At 38.3% G+C, this 14,479-nt stretch carries 14 protein-coding genes; 10 read left to right on the top strand and 4 right to left on the bottom strand.

Annotated features, from left to right (window positions below):
• Positions 1-37: 37 nt before the first annotated feature.
• The 5 genes from BMW39_RS06160 to BMW39_RS06140 all read left to right on the top strand — a co-directional run bounded on the left by BMW39_RS06160 (position 38) and on the right by BMW39_RS06140 (position 3,731).
• Positions 38-751: a Crp/Fnr family transcriptional regulator gene (locus BMW39_RS06160; RefSeq protein WP_034973110.1), complete on the top strand. Its 714-nt coding sequence runs from the start codon at positions 38-40 to the stop codon at positions 749-751.
• A gap of 106 nt (positions 752-857) precedes the next feature.
• On the top strand, positions 858-1,673 hold the full coding sequence (gene panB, locus BMW39_RS06155; protein WP_034973108.1) for a 3-methyl-2-oxobutanoate hydroxymethyltransferase: 816 nt from the start codon (positions 858-860) through the stop codon (positions 1,671-1,673).
• A gap of 74 nt (positions 1,674-1,747) precedes the next feature.
• A complete protein-coding gene (locus BMW39_RS06150) occupies positions 1,748-2,599 on the top strand; it encodes a carboxylesterase family protein (protein WP_034973106.1) in 852 nt (283 codons plus the stop codon).
• Between the two features lie 95 nt (positions 2,600-2,694).
• Entirely contained in the window at positions 2,695-3,021 is a 327-nt protein-coding gene (locus tag BMW39_RS06145; protein WP_034973104.1) for a hypothetical protein, read from the top strand.
• A gap of 11 nt (positions 3,022-3,032) precedes the next feature.
• Positions 3,033-3,731, top strand: coding sequence for an RluA family pseudouridine synthase (locus BMW39_RS06140; RefSeq protein WP_034973102.1), 699 nt, complete (start codon positions 3,033-3,035; stop codon positions 3,729-3,731).
• Here BMW39_RS06140 and BMW39_RS06135 read toward each other — a convergent pair.
• The 3 genes from BMW39_RS06135 to BMW39_RS06125 form a co-directional block, all read right to left on the bottom strand.
• Complete coding sequence (locus BMW39_RS06135) at positions 3,721-4,401, bottom strand: ATP-binding protein (protein ID WP_051879804.1); 681 nt, start codon at positions 4,399-4,401, stop codon at positions 3,721-3,723. The two genes, BMW39_RS06140 and BMW39_RS06135, sit on opposite strands and share 11 nt — an antisense overlap.
• A gap of 137 nt (positions 4,402-4,538) precedes the next feature.
• The gene (locus BMW39_RS06130) at positions 4,539-6,686 is read right to left on the bottom strand and encodes an outer membrane beta-barrel protein (RefSeq protein ID WP_446184387.1); all 2,148 of its coding nucleotides are present in this window, start codon (positions 6,684-6,686) and stop codon (positions 4,539-4,541) included.
• 60 nt (positions 6,687-6,746) lie between these two features.
• The gene (locus BMW39_RS06125) at positions 6,747-8,846 is read right to left on the bottom strand and encodes an outer membrane beta-barrel family protein (RefSeq protein WP_034973100.1); all 2,100 of its coding nucleotides are present in this window, start codon (positions 8,844-8,846) and stop codon (positions 6,747-6,749) included.
• A gap of 177 nt (positions 8,847-9,023) precedes the next feature.
• Between BMW39_RS06125 and BMW39_RS06120 the strand changes: the two genes are divergently transcribed.
• The 5 genes from BMW39_RS06120 (at position 9,024) to BMW39_RS06100 (ending at position 12,087) form a co-directional block, all read left to right on the top strand.
• Entirely contained in the window at positions 9,024-9,371 is a 348-nt protein-coding gene (locus BMW39_RS06120) for a hypothetical protein (RefSeq protein ID WP_034973098.1), read from the top strand.
• The gene (locus tag BMW39_RS06115) at positions 9,368-10,384 is read left to right on the top strand and encodes a sensor histidine kinase (protein ID WP_034973096.1); all 1,017 of its coding nucleotides are present in this window, start codon (positions 9,368-9,370) and stop codon (positions 10,382-10,384) included. Before BMW39_RS06120 ends, BMW39_RS06115 begins: the two co-directional genes overlap by 4 nt.
• Positions 10,385-11,068 carry a LytR/AlgR family response regulator transcription factor gene (locus tag BMW39_RS06110; protein ID WP_034973093.1) on the top strand — a complete coding sequence of 228 codons (684 nt, stop codon included), beginning with the start codon at positions 10,385-10,387 and terminating at the stop codon, positions 11,066-11,068.
• Between the two features lie 79 nt (positions 11,069-11,147).
• The gene (locus BMW39_RS06105; RefSeq protein WP_245750456.1) at positions 11,148-11,699 is read left to right on the top strand and encodes an RNA polymerase sigma factor; all 552 of its coding nucleotides are present in this window, start codon (positions 11,148-11,150) and stop codon (positions 11,697-11,699) included.
• Between the two features lie 10 nt (positions 11,700-11,709).
• Positions 11,710-12,087 (top strand): hypothetical protein, encoded by a 378-nt coding sequence (locus BMW39_RS06100; protein WP_051879802.1) that lies wholly within the window; start codon positions 11,710-11,712, stop codon positions 12,085-12,087.
• Between the two features lie 63 nt (positions 12,088-12,150).
• On the opposite strand, the gene BMW39_RS06095 is transcribed toward BMW39_RS06100, so the two are convergent.
• Positions 12,151-14,421: an aconitate hydratase gene (locus BMW39_RS06095; protein ID WP_034973089.1), complete on the bottom strand. Its 2,271-nt coding sequence runs from the start codon at positions 14,419-14,421 to the stop codon at positions 12,151-12,153.
• Positions 14,422-14,479: the final 58 nt, after the last annotated feature.

The raw sequence follows: 14,479 nt of genomic DNA, 5'->3' as shown, positions 1-14,479 counted from the left end.
TTAAAAAGTCTTATTTTTGCTGACAAATGTCATAGGTATGTCTCTTGAACAACAATTGGTTATAGAAGAAAATTTCTCGAAAGCTTTCCATAAAGATTCTTTGCGCGAAAGTCTTAATTCTACAGATTTTGAAGTATATGAAAAAGCGCTAAAAGTTTTGGAATTCTCAAAAGGTGATGTGGTTTTCGACGATGGCGAGTCGCCAAAAGGTGTCTATTTTATCGAAAAAGGAACTGCAAAATTATCCAAGTCAGGTGTTTATGGGAAAGATCAAATTTTGAGATTCTGCAAAGAAAATGATCTCATCGGTTACCGCTCTTTGCTTTGTGGGGAAAATTTCCAGGCAAAAGCAGAAGCAATGACACCTATGAAAGTTCAGTTTTTACCTTCCGATGTATTTTTGCATTTGTTGGAGGTCGATTCCAAATTGTCTTACGCAATGCTTCAAAAGATTGCTTACGAATTAGGCGAATCTGCGAACACAGTAACCTTCCTTGCACAGAAAACAGTGAGAGAAAGATTAGCAGAGATCCTTATTTTGCTAGAACAAAAACTGGGAACTGATCCAGAAGGATTCATCAAAATTTCTTTGACGAGAGAGGAAATTGCCAATCTTATCGGAACGGCTACAGAAAGCGCGATCCGACTGATCTCAGAATTCAAACAAGATGATCTGATCTCTGTGGAAGGACGAAACATCAAGATCCTAAACCGCGACAAACTGATCAAACTCGGTCACGTTGTTATATAAATGATAATCGATGAGCAATCAATGATTTGCAATTCATTCTTCTAACATTTTTATCAATTATTTTCTTTCGTAATCATTTATCACTTATAATTTATCATTCATAATCATGTCTGTACACTCAGAAATAAAAAAGATCACTACCGAGACCTTACGAAAAATGAAATTCGATAAGGAAAAGATCACAATGCTAACAGCTTACGATTTTACAACAGCGAAAATGGTGGATGCTGGCGGCGTAGATTCTATCTTGATAGGTGATTCTGCTGCGAACGTAATGGCTGGCTTTGAAACGACTTTGCCTATTACGCTCGACCAAATGATCTACCACACGCAATGCGTGGTTCGTGGTGTGGAAAGAGCTTTGGTCGTGGCAGATCTTCCGTTCGGAACTTATCAAAGCAATCCGGAGAAAGCTTTGGAATCCGCGGTAAGAATGATGAAAGAAGGTGGCGCTCACGCTGTGAAGATCGAAGGTGGAAAAGAGATCGAAGAATCGATCAGAAGAATCATCAATGCTGGAATTCCGGTTTGTGGGCATCTTGGCTTGACGCCTCAAAGTATCTATCAATTTGGAACCTATAAAGTACGAGCGAAAGAAGATGCAGAAGCAGAAAAACTAATCGCTGATTGTAAACTTTTGGAAGAACTTGGATGTTTCGCAATCGTTCTGGAAAAGATTCCAGCAGCGCTTGCAAAGAGAGCTTCAGAAAGTATTTCGATTCCTACGATTGGGATTGGAGCTGGACCGGATTGTGATGGTCAAGTTTTGGTCTACCAAGATATGGTCGGGATGAATCAAGGGTTTTCACCTAAGTTCCTTAGAAGATATTTGGATCTTTATAGCGAGATCACTGGCGCAGTTTCGCAATATGTGAAAGATGTGAAAAGTGCTGACTTCCCGAACGAGAAGGAAAGTTATTAATTAAACATAAAAATAGATAATGCCCTTTCAGACCTCAAAAATTTGAAAGGGTTTTTAATTATAATTAAATAAGGATGATCCAGAAAATCTCTAAATTATTATCTTTCGTCTTGATCTTATCTTCAATCGTTTCGTGCGTTTGTCATCAAACCAAATTTGGAACGAGAACAGAGATCTACGATAAAAAAGATTCGTTGAGATCTTTGGCAAGGATCAAGGCAATCAAAAATCTTGATTATTCTGATTTCAAAGCAGGGAAATTTGATGATGGGAAAGTAGCTGTGAATTATCGTTTTCTGAAACCTTCGAAAATCAAACAAGATAAAAAATATCCTTTGATATTGGTCTTCCACGGTTCGGGTGCAGTCGGGACGAACAATACGTCTCAAATGGGCGTTTTGTCAAAAATTTGGTTGCTTCCTGAAAATCGGGAAAAATATCAGGCTTATGTTTTATTGCCTCAATTTCCAGTTCGGTCGTCCAATTATCATCTTGATGAAAGTAGAAATGTGAAAGTTTCTGAGTCTAATGAACACTTAGATCTGGTTTTAGAGTCCATTGATTCATTAATTATAAAAGAAAATATCGACCCGAAAAGAATCTATGTCATGGGATTCTCGATGGGCGGCGCAACGACTTCGAACGCGATCTCCAAAAGACCAGATCTGTTTGCCGCGGCGATCAATGTTTCAGGGATTTCTCAATTCGATAAAATAGATAAACTGACAAAAATGCCAATCTGGATCGTGCACGGAAGTCTGGATACAGACAATTTTCCTCAAAGCAATTTCAAGTTTTATGACGAGATGAAAACCAAAGGAAACGTTTTCCTGTGGGAATATAAAGACAAATATCACAACAATATTCTTTCCGCCGAGTTGGTAGATGAGATTCCGAAATGGCTTTTTAAGCAAACTAAAAATTAAATTTAAGAATGAAATCGCCATAATTTGTAAACGCAAACAACAAAAAATGTTGAGCGATTGCAATTGGCATTTGAAATACAACTAAATATATTCACATGAAAAATTCTCAAACGATACAAGGTGTTCTTTCTATTTTAGCGTTGATCTGCCTTGCGGTAGGCTGGTTCAAATTATTTTCTCCTGAGATCACAGACTTGCTGTATCAAAGGTTCTTCTATATTTTGATAGGCTTAAGTTTCATCTTCCAGGCGCAAACTTTTCTTAATCAAAAATTTGTATATCTAATGTACATCGCTGCTGGATTGTGTATTGTTGGCGCATTTTTGCCTTTCGATTCTCAATTTGCAAGGATCAAGACGATTGGACTTTTTACAGGCGTTATCGTTTCGGTATTCAATAGACAAAGGATTTCTAGAGGTTAAGATATATAGTTATGAATCAGTATTTTTCTGAAGACCAGATCATATTCGAAGACAATCATATGATGGTCATCAACAAAAAGTCCGGACAATTAGTTCAAGGTGACAAAACGGGTGACTCATCTTTGTTGGAATTGATCAAAGATTTCATCAAAAAAAGAGACGAGAAACCTGGCAATGTTTTCCTAGGTTTAGTTCACAGGATCGATAGACCAACCTCAGGCTTGGTGATTTACGCCAAAACTTCGAAAGCTTTGACGCGATTGACAGTGATGGTAAAAAACCGAGAGGTCAAAAAAACATATTGGGCGCTCACGGCAAAAGAAATAATCCCGAAATCCCAAAGGCTGGTTCATTACCTACAGAAAAATGAGAAGACCAACAAAGCCACCGTTTTTGTAAAGCCGACCGACGGTGCGAAAGAATCTATTCTGACTTACACTGTCATCAAAACTTTGGACAATTACCAGCTGTTGGAAATTGATCTGGAAACAGGTCGTCATCATCAGATCAGAGCACAATTATCAAAAATTGGAGTTCCAATCAAAGGCGATCTGAAGTACGGCGCACCACGTTCCAATCCAGATGGCGGAATTTCTCTTCACGCAAGAAAACTTCAGTTCATTCATCCAGTGACCAAAGAAGAAATTGAGATCATAGCGCCAGTTCCGCAGACTGATGCGGTTTGGAAGGCTTGTGAATCTAACGATTGATCACAAACTCGTGGAAATTATCTTTCGTGACGATCTTCTCGATTTCGGGATTGTAGGTTTCTGAGAAATTCTTTGGGATTTTTGCTTTTTTTCTTTCATTCCATTTGAATTCGTAGGCAGAGATTTTTCCGTCGGCTTCTTCCAAAAAGTCGATTTCCTGTTGCGCGTGCGTTCTCCAAAAATAGGTTTTGAAATTTTTCAAATGATAGGAATTGGTTTTCATTCTTTCGGAAATCAAGAAGTTTTCCCACAGTTTTGCCACATCATCACGGAGATTCAACGGATTGAAATTATTCAAGATCGCATTCCGAATTCCGTTGTCGTAAAAATAGATTTTCTTTCCTTTCTTGATCTCGTTTCTCAAATTTCGGTTAAAACTATCCAATCGGAAAATGATAAATGATTGCTCCAAAAGCCTGATGTACTTTTCAACCGTGAAATTATCAATCCCGACCCACTGCGAAAGTTCATTGTACGAAACCTCATTTCCCATTTGCAATGCAAGCGCAGTGAGTAATTTTTCCAACTTTTCCGGCTTCTGAATATTTTCCCATTGCAAGACATCTTTGTACAGATAGCTTTCGGTCAGGTTTTTCAGACGTTCGATTTCGTCGCCAGGATTGTTCACGATTTCGGGATAATAACCGAAAACAAGACGATGTTCCAGCAATTTTTCAAATTGATTCCAAATTTTAATATGAATTCTTCGAATTGAATCGAAAATTTACTATGAATTTTTCGATTTTAAAACAAAAATAATCTCCCAATTGATATTGAGAGATTATTATATGAGAACAATAATGTTAATTATAATTGTTGCACAGAGCCAGAATCCTCTTTCTTCTCCTGATTTAGCAAGTTAGGCGTTTCCTTTGCCAACCTGTTTTTTGTCGGGATCTTATAAGTGAAAGAAAGTCCGTAAGTTCTTGTGTCATTCTTGTTTCGGATGTTCACATTTGGAAGCGCGTTGGTTGTTCTGAGATTGGTTTCATTGGTATTGAAAACATCATTGGCAAACAACGTCAGCGTCATTCTTTCATGATTGAATTTTCTTGACAAAGATAAATTCAAAGTATTGTAGAATGATTTGTTAGGATAGAAAAAGAACTCGTTTCCTTTGGTCAAATAAGTATAATTTGCGGTGAATTTTGTTTTATAAGGTAAAATAAATTGTCCTGTCACGTTATAGGTCCAGTAGCCTTTCGGATTGATGATCTGATCAATTTGTTGCAATTGATATGAGCCATAAAGGAAGATAAAACTCACCTGATCGGGATTCATATCCATTTTCATAATGTCTTTGAACGGCGTGTTGAAGATTGCTAATGGAATAGGGAATCCAATATTCAAATTATGCGTTTTCATTCGATCAAGATTGTCGCTTGTTTGCAAAATGACATCGCCTTTTCTTTCCACGATTTGAACCACCTGATTTTTTGCATTTGTAAAGTTATAGCCAATGAAAGCGTAATTCAAAGCGCTTAACTTCACTTCGAAATTATCAAAAATCGTTGGCTGGAGATTTGGGTTCCCGGAAAAATCGATGTTATCGTTTCCGTATCTCGTGTTATTTGGATTTAGGTTGGCAACATTAGGCAACGTGATTTTCTTGTTATAATTCACGTTAAAGAAAGCGATTTTCGGAATAATGTTGTACTGAATGCTCGCATTTGGAAACACTTTGAATTTCTCAAATGGTCTCAGGTTATCATAACCACCAGTTTCAAAATCCAAACTTGTTCCGTTGATGTTGTAATATTCTCCACGAAGTCCCAAAACAAAATCCATTTTTCCCTTCGTAGCACTGGCTTCGGAATAGAAAGCAGTCGTTTTGCTTTTGTAATCCAGATTTTCTATTCCAAAGTTATCTGCAGAAAACTCCAGTTGGTCGTAGAAAGCACCCAAGCTTAATTTACCTTCATCTAATACTTTGATCGGCTGAGCATAATCGATTCTGAAATTGTAGACATTTTGGTTGGAGCCGTTGTTCAAAACTTTATCATTGATGGAAGGCGTTGGCAAAATCGTTCTTCCAGTTTGCCCAAAATCATTACTGAAATTGGTGTAAGATCCTTTAAATTCTAACTTTTTATTCTTATCGTCAAATTTCTTCTGATACGTTGCAGTCACCTCATTTCGTGTATTGCTTTGGTCGATGATATCTTTACCGGTCGATTCGGTTCCATTGAACAAAGAATAGCGATCCACATAACGATCCGAAGATCCTAAGTTGAGATTGTAGTTCAAAAGCAATCGATCTTGTCCAATATCAAAGGTGAAAGCACTTCTCAAATATTGATTTCTATTGACATTGTCATTGTACAATCTCGAAATCTCATCAATCGTGGATCTGGTTTCGCTTTCGTTGTAAGATTGGCCGACGTTCAATTGCCATCCAAACCATTTGTTTTTGGAATTCAGCGTCAAACTATTGTTGAATTTACTTCTGAAATGGTCATAATTGCTGAAACGATAACCACCGGCGTAAGTTGCGGACAAGTACGATTTTGCATTTCTGCTCGTGATGATATTGATGATGGCACCACCCGAAGTTGCGGGGAATTCTGCGCCAGGTTGCGTGATGATCTCGATTCTTTCGATGCTGTTTGCAGGAAGTCCTTCCAGATAGGCCGTCAACTGTGTACTGTAGATGTTCAGCGGTCGTCCGTCCATATAGACATCCAGAGCTTTTCCTTGATAGATCATTCCTGCCATTTCGGAAACCACCAATCCCGGGATTTTTTGCAATCCTTCCAGCGTGTTGCCAGAATTAAGATGTGGCTGTTCCGAGAAATCGTATATTGTTCTGTCCGCTTTTTGTTCGACGGCCTTTTTAGTTTTGGTAATGGTTACCGCTTCGATTTGTTTTTCTTTGTCACTTTCCTTCTTCGGAGTTTCCTGCGCGAAGTAAATTTGACTTAGAAATAATCCAGCGATTGGAATGATAGATTTGATTCTCATAGTTTTGTTTGAACTCAATTAGACTATCAGACTTTCATTTTGTTACATTTTAAGCTATTGAACTCTGTCTTTCTCATCAAAACTGATATTCTTTTTATTTACCTGCTTCTTGTTTCCAAAAGTGTAATTCACGCTCAGACGCAAACTTCTTCCATCCCAATAATTGTTCATTAGTTGTTTGCTGTCATCAAAATACATTTGCCCTTTGTAACGCTGTCCAAAAATATTGGTAACCGTCGCATTGATTTGAAGCTGTTTTTCCATCAATGAAATCTTAAGTCCAGAATTCAAATTGGAGAAGTTCTCAAATCGGGTATTCACATTTTTGTAAGGCAAACTTTGGTCGTAGTTTAGGAAAAGTGCCATCGTTTTTGTTTTGTTTAATGTGAAAGTATTATTAATGGAATAACTCAATGAATAACCTTTCAAAGTTGGTGCATTGATATTGAAAACTTCCGAAGTCTGATACGAAGCGTTTGCCGTGATATTTGCTTCCCAGAATTTGAAGAAAGTGTCTGTGTACGAAGCATTCATTCCATAAAAATCATTGTTGTAGTGATTCAGATAAGTTCCAGTTTGAGAAATCCCGTCTAGATAAGCCACTTGCCCAAACGCATTCTTCAATCTTAAATAATAAATGCTGGTCGAAAACTTGTTGTTGTAAGTGTAACCCAGTTCGTAATTGTTAATGTAAGATGGCGTCAGCAAAGGGTTTCCTGTAGAATAGGACTGTGGATTTTCGTACCATCTGAAAGGATTCAGATTGCTCATACTGGGTCGGTTGATCCTTCTGGAATAGGACAGACTGAACACATTTTTATCTTCCTTGTAAGAAACAAAGGCCGACGGAAACCATTGTCCATAACTGAAATTATTAACTGTACTTTTCACAAACGTATTTTCATATCGCAATCCAGCTTTCGTTTCCCAATGATCGCCGAAACTTTTACCAAAACTTGCATAAGCCGCGTAATTTTCTTCACGGTAATTGAACGTGCTGCTTTTCTCATCATCAATGACAAATTGATTGTTTTTCCAATCCAGATATTGCAAGTCCGCAGAATTTCTGAATTGATTGAATTTCACGCCGGTTTCAATCGTCCCAAATGAAAAAGGCAATTCCAAATCACCTTGAACCGAAAAAATCTGAGGCTTGATCATCGATAAGGTTTTCACATCCTGAATCGTATTTTCCGGTAAGGTCAAAGTCGAAAAATTAACTTCCGTCTCATTGCTGTTTTGATAGAAATTCCCCGCAAAACTCAATTTCTTCCCAAGCGAATCCAGCTTTAAATCATAATAGATACTGAAAGTGTGTGTCGGCGATTTTTCTCTGTGAAATGTGTTGGTCAGAAAGTTTTTTTCGTCCAGTTTTGGACTGATGTTTCTCGTCGTGTTCACGATGTCCATTCCGTTTTTTCCGTTATCGAAAATATATTCCATCCCAACTTCGGAGTTTTTGTTGATTTTATACGAACCGCTCAGGTTCGGCGTCAAAATCTGCCACATATCTTTTCGTACAGAACGGTTGTAATTCTGCGACGCGCCAAGAATCGTGAATCTCTCATCCGCACGTTTTGCACCTTCTATGTAATTCGTCTTTAAACTTAAACTTAATTTTTCGGTTTGATAATTCAAAGTTCCGTTCGTACTTCCGTTAAAATAAGTTCGCTGTGTCAAACCTGTGTTGATGTTGCCACTGAAACCAAGATTTGGATTTTTCTTTAGAATAATATTAATGAGTCCGCTGTTTCCCTGCGCTTCGTATTTTGCTGGCGGCGTTGTGATGACCTCGATTTTCGAGATGTTTTCGGAGCGGATGGATTTTAAATAATTTAAAAGTGCAGCGCCGGAAAGATTCAACATTCTGCCATTGATCATCACATTTACCGAACTTTTCCCGATGATAGAAATCGTTTCCAGATTCTCATCCACTTTCAGCATCGGAACATTGGCCAAAGTTTCGCCAGCATCCAGTCCTTGTGAGGCGATTGACGACTCTACATCGAAGATTAATCGGTCTGCTTTTCTTTCCAACAATTTTTTCTTGACCAATATATTGACTAGTTCAATTTCCTTCAAGCTGTCCTTTTGAGTTTGAGCAAAAGTTAAAGTTGAGAAGATTGTCGCGATGAATAAGTATTTCAGTTTCATAAATAGTTTATTAGATAGTTGTAAATCTTGATGCAAATGTATTTTCAAAGTCATTCCTTGGAAATAGCGTTTAGATTTGATGAGGTTTTAATCCGACCAAACTATTTTCATCGGTAAAAAATAGGCGTTCATAGAATTTGATGTTCTGGATGTCTTTGCTGTGCCTATTTTTGGAATATGAAAAAAGTAACTCTAATCCTGATTTTAGCATCTATCGCGTCCTGCATCGGAACACATCGGATAGATGTTTGGAAAACGATGACAATTGCGCCTGGAGACAGCATTGTCTTACAAAAGCTAAAAGCACCTGCCACTTTAGAAATTAAAAATCTTTCGCCTGCAACGGTAAATCTGGTTTCGGAACTGAATATGCCCAAAACCATTATCGCAAATTCTCAGCTCAATTACAGATTGCCTAAAAAAAGCAGATTGATAATGGAGAATCCAAATTCAGATTCCGTTTCTATACATTTGCACTATTCTTCGTCAAGACCAATATTAATTAATAACAAAGAACTCCGATGAAAAAGAAACAAATCATCTGGCTTCAAATCATCTATTGGAGTCTCAACTTTTTTGGAACTGTGATTACGCCTTTGTATTTCTTCGACAGAGAGAACGATCTGCAGAGTACGGTTTTGAGAATTACCTTTTTCCTCGCAGGGATTATCACGTTTTACATTTGTTATCTGGTCATCATTCCAAAAGTTTTCAGACAGGAGAAAGTTTATACCGTTATTCTTTCGTTTTTCCTTTCGATTCTTTGTTTTGCAACAGTGAGATATTTGATGGAGGAAGTTTTATTGCCTGTCACTTTTGGATTTAGAAATTACAATCAGGAAACAGGATTGCTTTATTACTTTTTTGACAACATTTATTACGGTTGTATCAATGTTTTCATTGCCGGAATAATGTGGTTGCTGGAAAAATTCGGCGTGATTGAAACCGAAAGACAAAAACTGGAACAGGAAAGAAACGAGGCGAAAATTCAGGCTTTGAAGACACAGATTAATCCGCATTTTATTTTTAATACTTTAAATAATATCTATTCCTTGGTTTATCAGAATTCAGAAAAAGCTTTGCCTGCGATTGAGGAATTGAGCCAGTTATTAAGATACAGCACGAAGGATTTGGAGAAAAATTTCATTCCATTGGAAAAGGAAATCGGTTATCTGGAAAGCTTGATAGAACTGGAAAAGCTAAGACTCAAAAACCCAGAATTATTAATGATTGAAAAAAAAATCAATCATCCCAAGCTTAATATTTCGCCTATGCTTTTGGTTCCGTTTGTGGAAAATGCTTTCAAACACGGTGATTTCAGTGGGAAAGGTTTCACAATGAAGATTTCGGATGACAATCAAACTCTGAATTTCCATCTTCAAAACTTCAAAAAACAAAGGTCAAAAGATTCTCTTTCCGGAATTGGAATCGGGAATGTGAAAAAACGACTGGAAATCCTTTATCCCAAAAAGCACGAGCTGAACATTGTCGAAACCGAAACCGAATTTTCTGTAGATTTGAAAATCGATTTGAAATAAATGAAAAAGATAAAATGCATCATTGTAGATGACGAACCTTTGGCAATCCAGCTTCTGGAAAATTACGTGATGAAAATTCCTTTTCTGGAACTGGTTTTCTCTTCCGAAAATCCGATTGAAGCTTTGGAATATATTCAAAATAATGAAGCTGATTTGATTTTCCTTGATATTCAAATGCCTGAATTGTCAGGAATTAATTTTATGAAAATCGTTGGTGATAAACTGAAATATATTTTAACGACAGCTTATTCAGAATACGCTTTGGAAGGCTACGAACACAATGTCATCGATTATCTTCTGAAACCAATTCCATTCGGTCGTTTCGAAAAAAGTGCTTTGAAAGCGCAAGAAAGATTCCCGACCAATGAAACGTCAGCCAATTCTTACTTCTTCGTCAAGTCTTCCGGACAGCAACACAAAATCAATTTTGATGAAATCCTTTACGTTGAAAGCATCAAAGATTACGTCAACATCAAAACCGAAAATCAGGAATACATTGTTTTGGATACTTTAAAATCTCTGGAAAGTCATTTGCCGGAAAATTTTGCCAGAGTTCATAAATCTTTCATTCTCAATCTGGACAAAATCGAAAAAATCGACGTTCGAAATGTCTTCCTTAATTCTGGAAAAGAAATCCCGATCGGCGAAACCTACAAGTCTGAATTCCTTTTGAAGTTGAAATGATCATTTTATTTTCAAAAACTTTAAAGTAAAAAAAAAGTCTTGTCGTCATATTCATATGGACTCGCTATCTTTACAGCAAATGACCGAAACTAGATCTGCATCGATTACTGAGGTCGTAAAAAATTACGGCTCTCAACTCTTGCGCTTTATCAATTCTAAAGTAGCAAAGACGGAGGATGCAGAAGATATTCTACAAGAAGTTTGGTTTCAAACCAGCCGACTCACCAATCTCAATGAGTTGGAAAACGTCGGTGCCTGGTTATATTCGGTGACCCGGAATAAGATCATCGACAGTTATCGCAAGAAGAAAACAGAATCACTCGAAGATTTTGTCTATCAGGACGAAGACGGCGAACTGAATGTGAAAGATATTCTTTTGGCTGATGACAGCAACAATCCAGAAATCGGCATGTTCAAAGATCTGTTCTGGGACGAGCTGATGAAAGCTTTGGACGAACTTCCGGAAAAACAAAAACGAGTTTACGTTCAAAACGAACTGGAAGATAAAACCTTGCAGGAAATTGCAGATGCAGAGGGCGAAAACATCAAAACAATCATCAGTAGAAAGTCATATGCGGTGAAACATTTGCGAAAAAAGATGCAGCGACTTTATAATGATCTGAAAAATTAATTTTAAGAAAATGAACAAGCATAAAAAGAAATTTTGGTTAGCATTCCCTTGTGTGATCGTCGCAATCGGACTGTTTATTTGGTTTTTCCAATGGCTTTGGAATATGGTTTTGCCTGATGTTTTGGGCGTGAAAGCTATTACTTATTGGCAATCACTTGGGATTTTGCTAATTTCAAAGATCCTATTTGGGGGATTGGCCAACGCAAAAGAGAAATTCAAAAATCGAAACGGTTTTGGGAACGACGACCGGGAAATGTGGAAACAGAAATTGGAATCCAGATTTTGCGGCACTGAAGAAGAACGCGAAAAAATGAAACAGATGTGGAAACAGAGATTCGAATCTAAGTTCTGCAGACAGGAAACGGAAACGGACGAGAATAAAATTTAATAGAAAAATAAAAATGCCTCACTAATCTGTGAGGCATTTTTTGTATTTAAAAACTAAGACTTCTTAGTTCTGTTTTTCCATTAATTTAATAAGGTTCAGCGCAGACCCGGCTTTGAACCAACCAATTTGTCCTGCATTGTAAGTGTGATTTGTAACGATGACATCTTTAGTTCCGTCAGCGTGAACAAATTCCAAAGACAATTGTTTTCCTGGTGCAAACTGATCTAGGTCTAAGAAGTTGATCGTGTCGTCTTCCTGGATCTTTTCGTAGTCTTCTTTGTTGTCAAATGTCAGCGCCAACATCCCTTGTTTCTTAAGGTTGGTCTCGTGGATTCTCGCAAAAGATTTTACCAAAACCGCTCTCACCCCAAGATGTCTTGGTTCCATTGCTGCGTGCTCTCTGGAAGAACCTTCACCATAATTCTCGTCACCAACTACGATGGTTGGAACGCCATCCGCTTTGTATTGTCTCGCAGAATCTGGAACAGGTTTGTACTGTCCGTCTTCTTCATTCTTTACATTGTTCGTTTCCATATTAAAAGCGTTCACAGCACCAATCAACATATTGTTGGAAATATTATCGAGGTGTCCTCTGTACTTCAACCAAGGTCCAGCCATAGAGATGTGATCGGTAGTACATTTTCCGTAAGCTTTGATCAGAAGTTTCGCACCTGTGATATTCTTCCCGTCCCAAGGTGTGAAAGGTTCCAGCAACTGCAATCTATCCGATGTAGGAGAAACGACCACTTCAACTTTAGAACCATCTTCGGCTGGTGCAATATAACCTGGATCATCAACATCAAAACCAAGTCTTGGAAGTTCATCGCCGTTTGGTTCATCAAGAAGGACCATTTCGCCATCTTTGTTTTTAAGTTTATCAGTCAATGGATTGAAGGTCAGATCACCTGCGATTGCCAATGCCGTTACCAATTCTGGCGAACCTACGAAAGCATAAGTGTTCGGGTTACCATCGGCTCTTTTGGAGAAGTTTCTGTTGAACGAGTGAACGATGGTGTTTTTCTCCTGTTTCTCAGCGCCTTCACGCGCCCATTGTCCGATACACGGTCCGCAGGCATTAGCAAAAACTTTACCGCCGATCTCGTCAAAAGTTTTCAGGAATCCATCTCTTTCTACCGTGAATCTTACTTGTTCTGATCCTGGTGTAATAGTGTATTCTGCTTTAACCTCTAGGTTTTTTTCTTTCGCTTGTTTAGCGACTGAAGCTGCTCTGGCAATATCTTCGTAGGAAGAGTTGGTACAAGATCCAATCAACCCAACTTCAATCTTTGTTGGCCAACCATTTTTCTCAGCGATTTCTTTCATTTGAGAAATAGGCGTTGCCAGATCTGGCGTGAAAGGGCCGTTAAGATATGGTTCCAAAGTATCAAGATTGATCTCGATCACTTCGTCAAAATATTTTTGAGGTTCTGCTAGAACTTCTGGATCGGCCTTTAAAACGTGAGCCACTGCATCCGCCGCGTCAGCAAGATCTTCACGGTCTGTTGAGCGGAGATATTTGCTCATATTGTTGTCATAAGCGAAGATTGAAGTGGTTGCTCCAACCTCTGCACCCATATTACAAATGGTTCCTTTTCCAGTACAGGAAAGCGATTCTGCACCGTCTCCGAAATATTCTACAATTGCTCCGGTTCCACCTTTTACGGTCAGAATTCCGGCTACTTTAAGAATTACATCTTTTGCGGCAGCCCAGCCATTTAATTTTCCGGTCAATTTTACACCGATCATTTTAGGGAATTTTAGTTCCCAAGCCATTCCGGCCATTACATCAACTGCATCAGCTCCACCAACTCCAATCGCCACCATTCCAAGGCCTCCCGCATTCACGGTATGAGAATCAGTTCCGATCATCAGTCCGCCTGGGAAAGCGTAATTTTCTAAAACCACTTGGTGAATAATTCCTGCGCCGGCTTTCCAAAATCCGATGCCGTATTTATTAGAAACGGATTGAAGGAATTGGTAAACTTCGTTGTTCTTGTTTTCAGCTTCTATTAGATCTTTCTCTGCACCAACTCGCGCCTGGATCAGGTGATCGGCGTGAACGGTAGAGGGAACTGCAACTTGTTTTTTTCCTGCCTGCATAAACTGCAAAAGAGCCATTTGTGCCGTCGCATCCTGCATTGCTACTCTGTCCGGTGCAAAATCCACATAGGATTCTCCACGCTTGAAAGCTTCTTTCACCTGTTTTGGGTCCAAGTGGGCGCAAAGGATTTTTTCGGAATAGGTAAGAGGTCTTCCCATAAAAGCTCTTGCATCGTTCACTCTGGTTTCGAAATCAGAATAAACCTTTTTTATCATGTCCAAGTCAAAAGTCATATCTCGATTTTATTTTATTATTAATTGATCAAATTTTCCTCGATTTAATCGGAGAAAT

It is taken from the genome of Epilithonimonas lactis (assembly GCF_900110605.1).
Lineage (GTDB): Bacteria > Bacteroidota > Bacteroidia > Flavobacteriales > Weeksellaceae > Epilithonimonas > Epilithonimonas lactis.
The sequence above is the reverse complement of the archived record's forward strand: the minus strand, read 5'-3'. Positions and strand labels throughout refer to the sequence as shown.

Bases quoted from the DNA above. Each gene is read 5' to 3' on its own strand.
- BMW39_RS06160 (WP_034973110.1), top strand. From the start codon at position 38: ATGTCTCTTGAACAACAATTGGTTATAGAAGAAAATTTCTCGAAAGCT.
- panB (WP_034973108.1), top strand. From the start codon at position 858: ATGTCTGTACACTCAGAAATAAAAAAGATCACTACCGAGACCTTACGA.
- BMW39_RS06150 (WP_034973106.1), top strand. From the start codon at position 1,748: ATGATCCAGAAAATCTCTAAATTATTATCTTTCGTCTTGATCTTATCT.
- BMW39_RS06145 (WP_034973104.1), top strand. From the start codon at position 2,695: ATGAAAAATTCTCAAACGATACAAGGTGTTCTTTCTATTTTAGCGTTG.
- BMW39_RS06140 (WP_034973102.1), top strand. From the start codon at position 3,033: ATGAATCAGTATTTTTCTGAAGACCAGATCATATTCGAAGACAATCAT.
- BMW39_RS06125 (WP_034973100.1), bottom strand. From the start codon at position 8,846: ATGAAACTGAAATACTTATTCATCGCGACAATCTTCTCAACTTTAACT.
- BMW39_RS06120 (WP_034973098.1), top strand. From the start codon at position 9,024: ATGAAAAAAGTAACTCTAATCCTGATTTTAGCATCTATCGCGTCCTGC.
- BMW39_RS06115 (WP_034973096.1), top strand. From the start codon at position 9,368: ATGAAAAAGAAACAAATCATCTGGCTTCAAATCATCTATTGGAGTCTC.
- BMW39_RS06110 (WP_034973093.1), top strand. From the start codon at position 10,385: ATGAAAAAGATAAAATGCATCATTGTAGATGACGAACCTTTGGCAATC.
- BMW39_RS06105 (WP_245750456.1), top strand. From the start codon at position 11,148: ATGACCGAAACTAGATCTGCATCGATTACTGAGGTCGTAAAAAATTAC.
- BMW39_RS06100 (WP_051879802.1), top strand. From the start codon at position 11,710: ATGAACAAGCATAAAAAGAAATTTTGGTTAGCATTCCCTTGTGTGATC.
- BMW39_RS06095 (WP_034973089.1), bottom strand. From the start codon at position 14,421: ATGACTTTTGACTTGGACATGATAAAAAAGGTTTATTCTGATTTCGAA.